This window comes from Streptomyces sp. NPDC059696 (assembly GCF_042733745.1).
Classification (GTDB): Bacteria; Actinomycetota; Actinomycetes; order Streptomycetales; family Streptomycetaceae; genus Streptomyces.
Map to the genome: position 1 here is coordinate 54,220 of NZ_JBHWFG010000029.1, position 12,328 is coordinate 66,547.

The window sequence follows — 12,328 nt, forward strand, 5'->3', positions numbered from 1 at the left end:
CGCGGCCGCCGCGGCCCCCGGGGGTCGGGGGGCCCCCGCGGGGGCCCCCGCCCCAGACCTCGCCCCCCCCCACACCCCGGGGGGGGCGGGCCCCCCGCCCGGGGGCCGCCCCCCCCCGGCCGCCACCCACACCGGACGAGGCCGTCAGGGGGCGCGAGGAGGTCCGGTGCGGCTCACCGCCGCACCGGCCCGATTCCCTCCAGCGTCGGCACCACCGGCTTGATGGTGCCGTCGGCCGCGAACTCCATGCGGTCGACGGTCGTCTCGCGGTGCATGCCGTCGCCGCCCGGCCGACCCGGGCCGTTGAGGGCGAAGCGGTGGTAGACCAGGTACCAGTCGTCCGTGCCGGGGGCGTTCACCACCGAGTGGTGACCGGTGCCGAGGATGCCGTACTCCGGCCGCTTCTCGAGGATCGTCCCGCGCTTGGTCCACGGGCCGAGCGGGGACGGCCCCGTCGCGTACGCCACGTGGTAGTTCTCGCTGCGGGTGTCGTCCTCCGACCACATGAAGTAGTACGTGCCCTTCCGCTTGATCACGAAGGAGCCCTCGCGGAAGCCGTCCGGGGTGATGTCCTTCACCTTGGACGCGTCGAAGGACACCATGTCGTCGTTCAGCGGCACCACATAGCCGTGCCCGTTGCCCCAGTACAGATAGGCCTGGCCGTCGTCGTCCGTGAAGACCGCCGGGTCGATCATCTGACCCTTCAGCGAACCGCCCTTGGCGACCAGCGGCTTGCCGAGCGAGTCCTTGAAGGGGCCCGCGGGGGAGTCGGCCACTGCCACCCCGATCTGCTGCTCGGCGCAGAAGTAGAAGTAGTACTTGCCGTTGCGCTCGGCGATCGCGGGTGCCCAGGCGTTCTTGTCGGCCCAGCTCACGTCGGGGCCGAGGTCGAGGATGACGCCGTGGTCCTTCCAGTCGACCAGGTTCTTCGACGAGTACGCCGTGAACTTCGTCCCGCTCCAGCCCTGGAAGCCGTCCGTCGTCGGGTAGATCCAGTACCGGCCGTTCAGGTAGTGCACGTCGGGGTCGGCGTTCAGGCCCGGCAGCAGGGGACTGCGGGTGGGCACCGCCTCGACCGTCCAGGTGCGCCTGCTGCCGTCGGCGGCCGTCACCGTGTACTTCTGCGGTGTGCGGAAGTCGCGCCGGGTGCCGGACTTCGGGCTCAGCCGCGCGCCCTCACCGACCCACAGCTTCGGGGCGAGGCTGCGCAGAGCCGCGCCCGGCTTCATCGGCAGGACGACCTTCGCGGCGCTGTCCGTGACGATGGCATAGCCCTTCTGGTGCTCGGCCGTCGCGTCCACGACCGAGGTGGGGGCGGAGGGGTACGCGGCCAGCAGGCGGTCGTACTCCTGCTGCGTCACCGGCAGCACGGTGCCGTGCCGGGGGCTCGCCGGGAGCTGGTAGTTCGTGGACGGGGTCCATCTGCCGGAGGCGAGGTCGGTGGTCTCGAAGGGCACGTAGCCGCGGCCCCCGTACTCGTCGATGAACAGGTACCACTTCTTCTCGGTGTTCGACTTGAACACCGTCGGGCCCTCACCGCGGTCCATCGCGCCCCTGCCGATGCAGTCGGCCACGAAGTCGTACCTCGTCGAGGTCAGCGACCGGGACGTCTCGCCGGTGATGAACTTCGAGCAGGGGCTGGAGGAACTCGGGTCCCGCTCGTCCTTGGTGTAGCGGTAGTACTGGTCCCGGTACTTCACGACCGTGGAGTCGATCACCGAGTAGCCCGGGTCGTTCCAGACCTTCGGCTCGCTGAAGGTGCGGAAGTCCTTCGTGGTCGCGTACAGCATCTTGTTGTACGTGTCGCCCTTGTGGTCGGGGTCGTCGTCGGCGTACAGCTTCGACGCCCAGAAGACGACGTACGCGTCGAGCTCGTCGTCCCAGTAGGCCTCCGGGGCCCAGGTGTTGCCCGCGTTGCCGGGGGAGACCTTCACCAGGCGCTGGTCGGTCCAGTGGACCAGGTCGGTGGACTCCCAGACCATGATCGACCGGCTGCCGTGCCGCTGCACCTGGTCCCAGCTGCCGCTGGAGTTCTGGTACATCCGCAGGTCGGTGGCGATCAGATAGAACCTGTCGCCCTCGGGGGAGCGGATGACGAACGGGTCGCGCAGGCCCTTCTCGCCGATCGTCGACGTCAGCACCGGCTTGCCGGCGTTCAGCTCCCGCCAGTGCAGCGGATCGTTGCCGCGGCTGAGGGCGTAGCGGATCTGCTCGCCGTCGGCGGTGCCCTCACCGGTGAAGTAGGCGAAGAGGTAACCGGCGTACGTGCTGTGCTTGCTGTGCTTCACGGGTGGGGCTCCGGGGTCCGCGATGCTGGGCGGTGCCGTGAGGAAGGCCAGGAGGAGGCCGGCCAGGGCCAGGAACGGGAGCAGGAGCGTGCGGGCGATGCGGGGGCGCATGACACTTCCTGTCGGAGTGTGGGGGATTCTGTTTGATAGTGGCTCTCGGAGTTTCACCGGAGGGACGCGGAGCGTCAACGGGTGTGCGTGAGGCCGGTGTTTCCGAAACTTTCGGAGCGTCCGGGCAGCGCGCCGCGTACAACGCCTGCGGCGGCCACCGGGTGCGCCGACCGGGGGCGGATACGGCGACGCCCCCGCCGGTGCGTATCGGCGGGGGCGCCTTGCCGGCCGGCCGAGGGGGGCTCGGCCGATACCGTCCGGCCGTCCGGAGGGGGGCTCCGGCGGACCGAGGTGCCGGGGTGTCCGACTGGGGGGTCGGGCACCCGGCGGTTCCGGTCGGCCCAAGGGGGGACGAGGGCCGGCCGGAGTCACTGGGGCCGAGGGCCTACTGGCAGCAGATGTCGGAGGCCGTGAACCTGCAGCTCTTGCAGGAGCGGACCGGCTTGCCGGCGTTGCGCACCTGGAAGCCCGACACGTTCGGCGTGCCGGCGCCGTTGCCCTCGCCGACGTCCGTCCACCACAGGTTCTGCAGCGTGCAACTGCCCCTGCAGTGCACGCCGTCCGCCGCCGGAGTGCCGATGACGACGTTCTTCAGGACCGCGCCGTCGGCCGATTCGAAGAACGGGTCCTGGCCATCGTCCTGGCTGCCGCCGCCGAGAGCGGTCACCGCGGCGACCGCCGTCCGCCGCCTGGTGGCGCTGCGGCGATGGCGGACGCGCTGTTCTGCTGGTGCGGTCATGTACCGGATCCTCGGATGGGGGTGGCTCTTGCGCCCAGGTGTCGCCACCGGTGCGGAAAGGGTTGCCGCCACCGCGGGATTTCCTCACGAGCCGTCGCCGCCGTCGTCCACGGCGGCGAAGCCCCCGCCCACCGACAGGTGCCGCGCACCGGCGGCGGCCGTCACGGCATAGGTGTCCCCGCCCGCGTCCCGCCCGCCGCGGGAGTGGTCGTACTGGCCGGCGAACACCCACTCACCCGCCGGGACCGTGCGCCCTTCTCTGAGGGTCCAGGTGTAGACGAGGAAGCCGTCCCGCTCGGCGACCGTCAGGGTGAAGTCGTTCTCCGGCAGGGAGCGCCAGGCACCCGCGTCGGAGATCCCGCCGGTCTGCGCGACCTTCAACCGCACGGTCAGCGCGGTCAGTTGCTCACGCACCTTGAGCGTGATGTTGCTCTGCGCCCAGAAGTCGTTGCTGTGCGGGTCGACCGAGCCGTCCGACCACAACGGGCCGTCCTCGACGGTGGTGCGCACCCGCTCGCCGGACGGGGCGCTCGGCGTCCTCGACGGCGGGGGGCCGGACGGACGGCGCTCGGGCGACCGGCTCGGCGACGGCCGCACCGGCGACGGCGCCGGAGGCTCGGGGGCCCGGCTCGTCTTCTCGGGGGACGGCGCGGGCGTCGGCGACGTCGCCACTTCACGCTGCCGCGGGGCGGCCTCGTCCCGCACCGCGGACGCCACCGCGTAGCCCCCCACCACCAGGACACCGGCGACCGCGGCGCTCGCGCCGGCCACCCGCATCCAGCCGAACACCGGCGGACGCGTGGCCCGATGGCCGTGGGCGGCCTGTCCGGCCATGCCGCGTTCGACCCGGGCCAGCATGCGCTCCCGGTCGGGCTCGTGCGCCCCGGCCGCCTCGCGCAACCGGGCGCGCACCTCCTCGTGCACGTCCCGCGTGCTCATCGGTCCCGCCCTCCGCCCTCTGAGGTGCGCACGCCCTCCATGGCCGGCGCGCAGCGGGGAGCACCCAGCGCCGCGTGCATCCGCTGCGGCACTCCCTGCGTCCCCAGCAGCCGGTGCAGTTCGGCCATTCCCTTCGAGGTCTGGCTCTTCACCGTACCCACCGACACACCCAGTGCCAGCGCGGTGTCCTTCTCCGACAGGTCGAACGCGTGCCGCAGCACCACACAGGCCCGTTTGCGGAACGGCAGCCGGCGCAACGCCTCCCGCACGTCGACCACGCCGGCGACGTCCGGGTTCTCGGTGTTCTCCTCGCGCTGGGACCAGAACAGGGCGATGCGCCGCCGCTCGCGCACCGCGCTGCGGATGCGGGTACGGGCCAGGTTGGCGACCACACCGCGCGCGTACGCCGCCGGATGATCCGCCGCGCGCACCCGGTCCCAGCGGTGCCACAGCGCCAGCAGCGCGTCCGCGGCCAGGTCGTCCGCGGTGTCGGCCTCACCGGTCAGCAGGTGGGCGAGGCGGGACAGTTCGGCGTAGTGGCGCTCGAAGAAGGCGTGGAACTCCACGGAGGCGGCGTCGTCGACGACCGTGCCCACGGGCGACCTCTCCTCCAGCGGCTGCGGGCGCTCCGGGCCGGCGCACCCTGTGGCTGTCATGTAGATGACATGTGAGCGCCCGGGGGAGGTCCGGACGCGATCGGGAAGCGTAGCAGCGATCGTCGAACAGTTCGTACGGGGCTTCGAACGGCGTATGGCGGGCCGGACTTCGATTTCGTAACACGAAGAACACCTGAACGTGGTTCAACGCGACGACAATCCAGCCAGCATCCGCACACCGATCACCCAGGCACCGAGGAGTACGCGCCATGTCCGAATCGCAGAAGGTGGCCGACCGGTCCGACGCCGCGCCACCGGCAGCGAACAGTGTCGACCGGTTCTTCAAGATCTCCGAGCGGGGCTCCACCCTCGGCCGGGAGATCCGCGGCGGCTTCGCCACCTTCTTCACGATGGCCTACATCCTTGTCCTGAATCCCATCATCCTGGGCAGCGCCAAGGACAAGTTCGGACACCAGCTGGACGCCGTCCAACTCACCACCGCCACCGCCCTGGTGGCCGCCGTCATGACCATCGTCATGGGCGTCGGCGGCAACCTGCCCCTCGCCCTCGCCGCCGGCCTCGGCCTGAACGCCGTGGTCGCCTTCCAGATCGCCCCGCTGATGAGCTGGGACGACGCGATGGGCCTGATCGTCCTCGAAGGCCTGCTGATCTGCGTCCTGGTGGTGACCGGTCTGCGCGAGGCCGTCATGCACGCGATACCCCAGCCGCTCAAGCAGGCGATCAGCGTCGGCATCGGCCTGTTCATCGCCTTCATCGGCTTCGTCGACGCCGGGTTCGTCAGCCGCATCCCGGACGCCGCCAACACCACCGTGCCCGTTCAGCTGGGCGGCACCGGCACCCTCGCCGGCTGGCCGATGCTGGTCTTCTGCCTGGGCGTGCTGCTGACGATCGGGCTGCTCGCCCGCAAGGTCAAGGGCGCCATCCTGATCAGCATCGTCACCATGACCGCACTGGCGGTGGTGATCGACTCCCTCGCCGACATCAAGTCCTGGGGCCTGACCACCCCCGCCTGGCCGGACCGGCTCGTCGGCGCCCCCGACTTCGGGCTCATCGGCGACTTCGACCTGTTCGGTGCCTTCAGCGCCCCCGGCGTCGGCGTCATCACCGTCGTCCTGCTGATCTTCACCCTGATCCTGTCCGACTTCTTCGACACCATGGGCACGGTCGTCGGTATCAGCGCCGAGGCCGGCCTGCTCGACGAGGACGGCGAGGTCCCGAACCTCGGCCGGGTGCTGCTCATCGACGGTGCCGCCGCGGTCGCCGGCGGTGCGGCCTCCGCCTCCTCGGCGACCTCCTACATCGAATCCGCCGCCGGTGTCGGGGAGGGCGCGCGCACCGGCTTCTCCAACCTCGTCACCGGCGGCCTGTTCGGCCTCGCGCTGTTCCTCACCCCGCTGCTCACGATCGTCCCGCTCCAGGCGGCCGCCCCGGCCCTGATCGCCGTCGGTTTCCTGATGATGACCCAGGTCAAGCACATCGACTGGGACCGCTACGACATCGCTGTCCCGGCCTTCCTCACCATCGCCGTGATGCCGTTCACCTACTCCATCACCAACGGCATCGGCGCCGGTTTCCTCGCCTACGTCGTCATCAAGACCGTGCTCGGCAAGGCCAAGGAGGTGCACTGGCTGCTGTGGGGGACCTCGGCGCTGTTCCTGGTGTACTTCGCGATCGACCCGATCGAGCAGCTGCTGGGCGCGAAGTGACGCCGGACGCGCCGTGACACGAGGACGGGCCGCCCCCGGGGGGAAGGGGGCGGCCCGTCTCGTCCGTACAGACGGCGGATCGGCGGCGGAGGTTCAGTGGGGGAGCCTCAGTCCTTCAGCGCCGCCTGCATCATGGCCTTGGCGACCGGCGCCGCGAGGCCGTTGCCGCTGACCTCCGAGCGGGCCGCGTCCGACTGCTCGACCATGACCGCGACGGCGACCTCCTTGCCCGACGAGTCGGACGTGCCGTACGAGGTGAACCAGGCGTACGGCACCTGGCTGTTGTTCTCGCCGTGCTGGGCCGTGCCCGTCTTGCCGCCCACGGTCGCGCCCGGGACCTGCGCGTTCGTGCCCGTGCCCGTGCTGACGACCGTCTCCATCGCCGACCGCAACTGCTCGGCGGTCGAGGAGCTGACGATCTCCTTCGAGCCGGCGTCGTCGTCGTAGTCCCGCAGCACATCGCCCCCGCTGTCGGTGATCTGCGAGACCATGTGCGGCGACACCAGCTTGCCGCCGTTGGCGAGGGCCGCCGACACCATGGCCATCTGCAGCGGCGTGGCCGTGACGTCGAACTGGCCGATGCCCGTCAGGGCCGTCTGCGCCGGGTCCATGTCCGACGGGTACACGCTCGGGTAGGCCCGGACCGGCACGTCCAGCCTGTCGTCGTTGAAGCCGAACTTCTCGGCCATCGCCTTCACCTTGTCCTGGCCCAGCTTCACGGCCATCTTGGCGAAGACGTTGTTGCACGAGTACTCCAGCGCCGTACGGATGGTCGCGTTCGTGCAGGGCGCGTTCGGGTTCTCGTTCGTCAGGTCCCGGCTGGTGCCCGGCAGCGTGTACGGGTCCGGGCTGTCCGTCCGCTCGTCCACCGACGAGTACAGCCCGTCCTCCAGCGCGGCCGCCGCCACGACCAGCTTGAACGTCGAACCAGGCGGCAGCGGCTGCCGCAGCGCGCGGTTGACCAGCGGCTTGTCCGGGTCGGTGGTGAGCTTCTGCCAGGCCGCCCCCGCCGTGTTGGCGTCGGTCAGCGAGGAGGGGTCGTACGACGGCGTCGACACGACCGCGAGGATCCTCCCCGTCTTCGGGTCGACCGCGACGGCACCGCCCTTCTTGTCGCCGAGCGCCTCGTAGGCCGCCTTCTGCACGTCCGGGTCGATGGTCGTGACCACGTTGCCCGGCTCGGCCCGCTGGTTGGTGAGCGTGTCCATCACGGACTTGAGCCGGCTGTCCGTGCCGTTGAGCAGATCGGTGTAGATGCCCTCCAGCTGGGTCGGGGCGTACGCCTGCGACGCGAAACCCGTCACCGCCGCGTACAACGGGCCGTCCGTGTACGTCCGCTTGTACCTCAGGTCGCCCGTCTTCGTCGGCGCCGAGCCGGTGACCGACCGGCCGCCCACGATGATGTTGCCGAGCGGCGCCGAGTACGTCGCGATCGCGTTCCGCCGGTTGTCCTTGTCGTCTGCCAGCGCCCGGCCCTCGTAGAACTGCACCCAGGTCGCCCTGACCAGCAGAGCGAGCACCAGGAGCAGCGAGAAGACCGAAGCGCGCCTGATCGTCTTGTTCATTCCGAACAGGAGGACGAGCCACACCGGGCGGATCGTTCCCGTCCGTCCCGGTTTCTCATCCGGAGGGCCGGTTTTCTCATCCGCCGTTCAGAAAGCCGGCCTCGTACGCGGCGATCACCGCCTGCGTCCGGTCCCGGGTGCCGGTCTTGGCCAGGACCGCCGCGACGTGGGATTTCACCGTGGCCGGGCCGACCTCCATCCGGCGGGCGATCTCCGCGTTGGTCAGCCCCCGGGCCATGTGCCGCAGCACCTCCCCCTCGCGTCCCGTGAGGTTCGCCACCCACGCCGGGGGCGCCGGGTGCGCACGGGCGTGCTCGGTCGCGAGGGCGCGCACCGCCGCCGGGAACAGCAGGCTGTCGCTGCGCGCCACCAGCCGGACCGCCTGCACCAGCGCGTCGGCGTCCGCCCGCTTCAGCAGGAACCCGGCGGCCCCCGCGCGCAGCGCGTCGTACACGTAGGAGTCGTTCTCGAACGTCGTCACGACGACGATCCTGGGCGGCTCGTCCAGCGTGGCCAGTATCTGCTCGGTGGCGCGGATCCCGTCGGTCTCCGGCATCCGGACGTCCATGAGGACGACGTCCGGCCGCAGCTCCCGCACGACCGCCACCGCCTGCGCGCCGGTGGCTGCCTCGCCCACCACGGCCAGGTCCGGCTCGGCGGAGAGGATGGCGCGCAGCGCGGTGCGCACCATGCGCTCGTCGTCGGCGAGGACGACACGGATCGGGGCCGGGCGGGTCATGCGGGTCCTCTCGTCGGCGGTCGTGTCAGGGGCAGTCGTGCGTGCAGCCGCCAGGTCCGCGCCGGGGTGGCTCCCGCCGTCGCGGTGCCGCCCAGCAGCCTCGCCCGGTCCGCGATGCCCCGCAGACCGTGGCCGCCGCCGGTGCGGGAGGGGGCCGGACCGCTCACCGGGTTCTCCACGGTGATCTCCAGCTCCCCGCCCGCCGCGGCGATCCGCACCGTCACGGCGGCCCGTTGACCGGCGTGCTTGAGGGCGTTGCTCAGCCCCTCCTGCACGATGCGGTAGGCCTCACGGGACAGCAGCGGCGGCAGCGCCTCCGGGTCGGCGTCCACGGTGGCGCTCACCCGCTGCCCGCCCGCCCGGGTGCGCCGCAGCAGACCGTCCAGGTCGGCGGCGAGGGTGGGCCCCGGGGCCGTGCCGGGGGCGTCGCCCTCGCGCAACACACCGAGCACGGCGTCGAGTTCACCGACCGTACGGCGGGTCGTGTCCTCGATCGCGGCGAGGGCCTCCCGGACGAACTCCGGGTCGGAGTCCAGGACCCGGCGGGCCGCGCTCGCCTGCAGGGTGACCGCGCTCAGGGCGTGCCCGACCGAGTCGTGCAGCTCCCGCGCCAGCCGGTTGCGCACGGCGAGGTCGGCCGCCCGCGCCTCGGCCGCCGCGAGCCGCTCCCGGGGCGTGGGGCCGAGCAGCAGGGGCGCCCAGCGGGCCAGCAGCGCACCGCAACCGGCCGCGCAGCCGGCGAGGGCCACCAGCGAGAGCGCCCCCACGACCGGGGCGAGCGCCAGGACCCAGGCGTGGTCGAAGACGCCGGGCAGCCCGAGCCGGTCGCCGCGCACCCCCACGAGGACCGGCAGCACGATCAGCGTGACGGCGAACGGCGGCAGTGCCAGCGACATCCCCGCGATGATTCCGCCGAACCCCAGATGCAGCGTGAACCACGCGGCCGTACGCCCCTTCTCGCCTCGCGTGCGCGCCGGACCGGAGGCGAGCCGGTCCGCGTCCACCCCGCACAGCCAGCGCACGGTGCCCGACTCCAGCGGCCGGGTCAGCGGGAACAGCGAGGTGACGGCCGCGAGCGGCAGACCCAGGCCGAACGAGGCGAGTTGCAGGGGGAGGGAGCCGAAGACGTCGTCGGAGCCGATGGCCGGGCCGACGACCACCGAGCCCACCAGGACGTACGGCATGGCCAGCGCACCGCCGAGGATCAGATGGATCCAGCGCAGGCGCGCCCGTCGGCCGAACAGCAGCCGGGCGACCGCGCTCACGCCGCCCGCCGCGCGGCCCCGGCCGAGCGCTCCGCGCAGTGGTAGGCGCCGAGGGCGGCGACCAGGAGGCCGACGAGCATCTGGCCACAGTAGGCGAGGTTCATCAGTGGCGTGGCACGGTCGGCCAGGTCCGCCGGGCCGCTGAGGGAGGCCAGCGTCAGCCAGCCGCCCCAGCAGGCCACGGCCCCCGAACCGACCCAGGCGAGCGCGAGCGGCACCGCCACGGGCAGGGCCCGGCCGCGCCGGAAGGCCAGCAGCACGGCCCCGGTGACCGCCGCGAGCAGGAACACGACGTACAGGGCCTCCAGCACGTGGAACTCCCCGCCCCGGCCCGCGGCCCCGCCCTCGCCGAGCCCGGCCGAGATGCCGCAGGCCCACAGGGCGTGGAGGGTGAACGGCGGCAGAGCGAGCACGGCGGCGGCCACGGCGAGGGCCCGGTGGGCCGGCCCGACGGCGCCGGCCGGCAGGTCCCACACCCGCCCGCGCCACAGGTGCCCCCAGCGGTCACGCGCGTACAGCACGAAAAGGCCGCCGAGGGCGAGCCCCTGCGCGATGAACCCCGTGTACACGACGCTGAACACCCACTCGTCCAGGAAGGCCTCCCGGCCCGCCGACGAGGCGCCGCCCCCGCCGGACGCCCGCACCACCAGCTGCGCCGGGAACCCGGCCATGACGGGCGCGAGCAGCCCGGTGGCGACCCACACGGGGAACGCGAGCAGCCACGCGGGGACCTTCCGCCCCCACGGCCGCGTCAGCACCAGCGCCAGCACGATCACCGCGCTGTCCAGCAGGACCGAGAGGCCGTTGATCACTGCCATGGTGAGACGGTCGTCGAGCAGCGGGCTGCCCTCGGGTATCCCGACGCGACTCCCGGCGATCCAGGCGGCCTTGAGGGCGAGGTAGGGCACGCAGGAGACGACGGCGACGGCACAGAGGATCCGCCGGGCGCGGCCGGGACCGGAGGCCGGGCGCGCGGCGGTGAGCGGAGCGGGCGACTGCGTCATGCGAACAGGCTCCCGCGCGGGCGGCCTCGGGCGCCTCATGCCCGGCGACGATCCGTCTCCGCCGGGCGGGGGAGAGACCCTCGGCGCCTCAGCCCTCCAGGACGAGCACCGTTTCGTCGATCTCGGCGCCCCGGGCCGGGGCGTACCCGCGGGCCGCCGCCGTCGCCCGGAACCCGCACTTCTCCAGCACGCGCAGCGACCCCGCGTTGTCCGACGCGGCCCGCGCGTAGAGCGGGCGCTCGGGCACCTCGGCGAGCAGCGCCCGCAGGGCCTCGGTCGCGATTCCCTTCCCCCAGTACGCGCGGTCGACCCAGTACGTCACCTCGCGCTCGCCCGGCACCCCGTACACCCCCGCGCTGCCGACCACGTCCCCGTCGGCGAGGACCGTACGGACGACGACGTCGGGCGAGGAACGCATCCGGGACCAGCGGGTGTCGAAGGCGGCCCGGTCGGACGGATCCTCCGGGGTGAAGGCCGCCATGCTCAGGGACTCGGGGTCGTTCATCTGCCGGAAGAAGACCGGCAGATCGCTGTCGTGGACCGGGCGCAGCTCGACGTTCATGCCTCAGAGCCTACGGGTGGCCAGTGTCAGCCGGTCCCGCGCGTCGAAGAGGGCGTCCTTGACCAGCTGTTCGTGCGCCGGGGTCAGCCGAGCCACCGGCACCGAGCAGCTGATCGCGTCGCGCGCCGGGGTGCGGTACGGGATCGCCACGCCGAAGCAGCGCAGCCCCAGCGTGTTCTCCTCGCGGTCCACGGCGAAGCCCTGCTCCCGCACCTGGCGCAGCTCCTCGATGAGCTTCTCGCGGTCGGTGATGGTGTGCTCGGTCAGCGCGGGCAGCGTCTCCGGGAGCATCTTGCGGACCTGCTCGTCCGAGTACGTGCTCAGCAGGGCCTTGCCGAGGGACGTCGAGTGCGCGGGCAGCCGGCGGCCGACCCGGGTGAAGGGGCGCAGGTAGTGCTGTGACTGGCGGGTGGCGAGGTAGACGACGTTCGTGCCGTCGAGGCGGGCGAGGTGGATCGTCTCGGTCGTGTCGTCCGAGAGCCGGTCCAGCGTCGGTCGGGCGGCTGCCACGACCTCGTCACCGTCGATGTACGACGTGCCCACGAGCAGCGCCCGCACGCCGATGCCGTACCGCGTGCCCGTCGCGTCCGTCTCCACCCAGCCCAGTTCGACCAGGGTGCGCAGCAGCATGTAGAGGCTGGACTTGGGATATCCGACGGCCTCCTGGACCGCCGCGAGGCTGTGCATGCCGGGGCGTCCGGCGAAGTATTCGAGCAGTTCAACCGTTCGCACCGCGGACTTGACCTGCGCCCCGCCGCCCGTCTCGCCAGCCGACATCGCCCTTGACCCCTTC

10 protein-coding genes and 1 pseudogene are annotated in these 12,328 nt (G+C 72.2%); 1 reads left to right on the forward strand and 10 read right to left on the reverse strand.

The genetic code is table 11. The annotated features are described in order from the left end of the window. Positions 1-173: 173 nt before the first annotated feature. The 4 genes and pseudogenes from ACFV20_RS27630 to ACFV20_RS27645 form a co-directional block, all read right to left on the reverse strand. Positions 174-2,399: a family 43 glycosylhydrolase gene (locus ACFV20_RS27630; protein WP_385660983.1), complete on the reverse strand. Its 2,226-nt coding sequence runs from the start codon at positions 2,397-2,399 to the stop codon at positions 174-176. A 415-nt stretch (positions 2,400-2,814) separates the two neighbouring features. Further along, positions 2,815-3,138 (reverse strand): annotated as a pseudogene (locus tag ACFV20_RS27635) (pectate lyase); the annotation flags it as partial. Between the two features lie 84 nt (positions 3,139-3,222). Beyond that, a complete protein-coding gene (locus ACFV20_RS27640; protein WP_385660986.1) occupies positions 3,223-4,077 on the reverse strand; it encodes a hypothetical protein in 855 nt (284 codons plus the stop codon). Then, positions 4,074-4,673: a SigE family RNA polymerase sigma factor gene (locus ACFV20_RS27645; protein ID WP_385661115.1), complete on the reverse strand. Its 600-nt coding sequence runs from the start codon at positions 4,671-4,673 to the stop codon at positions 4,074-4,076. Before ACFV20_RS27645 ends, ACFV20_RS27640 begins: the two co-directional genes overlap by 4 nt. Positions 4,674-4,942: 269 nt before the next feature. Here ACFV20_RS27645 and ACFV20_RS27650 point away from each other — a divergent pair, with 269 nt between their 5' ends. Beyond that, complete coding sequence (locus ACFV20_RS27650; RefSeq protein ID WP_385660989.1) at positions 4,943-6,400, forward strand: NCS2 family permease; 1,458 nt, start codon at positions 4,943-4,945, stop codon at positions 6,398-6,400. Positions 6,401-6,507: 107 nt separating this feature from the next. On the opposite strand, the gene ACFV20_RS27655 is transcribed toward ACFV20_RS27650, so the two are convergent. From ACFV20_RS27655 to ACFV20_RS27680, 6 genes are all read right to left on the reverse strand, one after another. Continuing rightward, entirely contained in the window at positions 6,508-7,965 is a 1,458-nt protein-coding gene (locus ACFV20_RS27655; RefSeq protein ID WP_385661118.1) for a peptidoglycan D,D-transpeptidase FtsI family protein, read from the reverse strand. A 76-nt stretch (positions 7,966-8,041) separates the two neighbouring features. After that, on the reverse strand, positions 8,042-8,704 hold the full coding sequence (locus ACFV20_RS27660; protein ID WP_385660992.1) for a response regulator: 663 nt from the start codon (positions 8,702-8,704) through the stop codon (positions 8,042-8,044). Beyond that, positions 8,701-9,969 (reverse strand): sensor histidine kinase, encoded by a 1,269-nt coding sequence (locus ACFV20_RS27665; RefSeq protein ID WP_385660995.1) that lies wholly within the window; start codon positions 9,967-9,969, stop codon positions 8,701-8,703. Before ACFV20_RS27665 ends, ACFV20_RS27660 begins: the two co-directional genes overlap by 4 nt. Continuing rightward, a complete protein-coding gene (locus ACFV20_RS27670) occupies positions 9,966-10,973 on the reverse strand; it encodes a hypothetical protein (protein WP_385661000.1) in 1,008 nt (335 codons plus the stop codon). The genes ACFV20_RS27665 and ACFV20_RS27670 overlap by 4 nt, the downstream gene beginning before the upstream one ends. Positions 10,974-11,061: 88 nt before the next feature. Next, positions 11,062-11,535: a GNAT family N-acetyltransferase gene (locus ACFV20_RS27675; protein ID WP_385661003.1), complete on the reverse strand. Its 474-nt coding sequence runs from the start codon at positions 11,533-11,535 to the stop codon at positions 11,062-11,064. Positions 11,536-11,538: 3 nt separating this feature from the next. Further along, positions 11,539-12,312 carry an IclR family transcriptional regulator gene (locus tag ACFV20_RS27680; RefSeq protein WP_031109054.1) on the reverse strand — a complete coding sequence of 258 codons (774 nt, stop codon included), beginning with the start codon at positions 12,310-12,312 and terminating at the stop codon, positions 11,539-11,541. Positions 12,313-12,328: the final 16 nt, after the last annotated feature.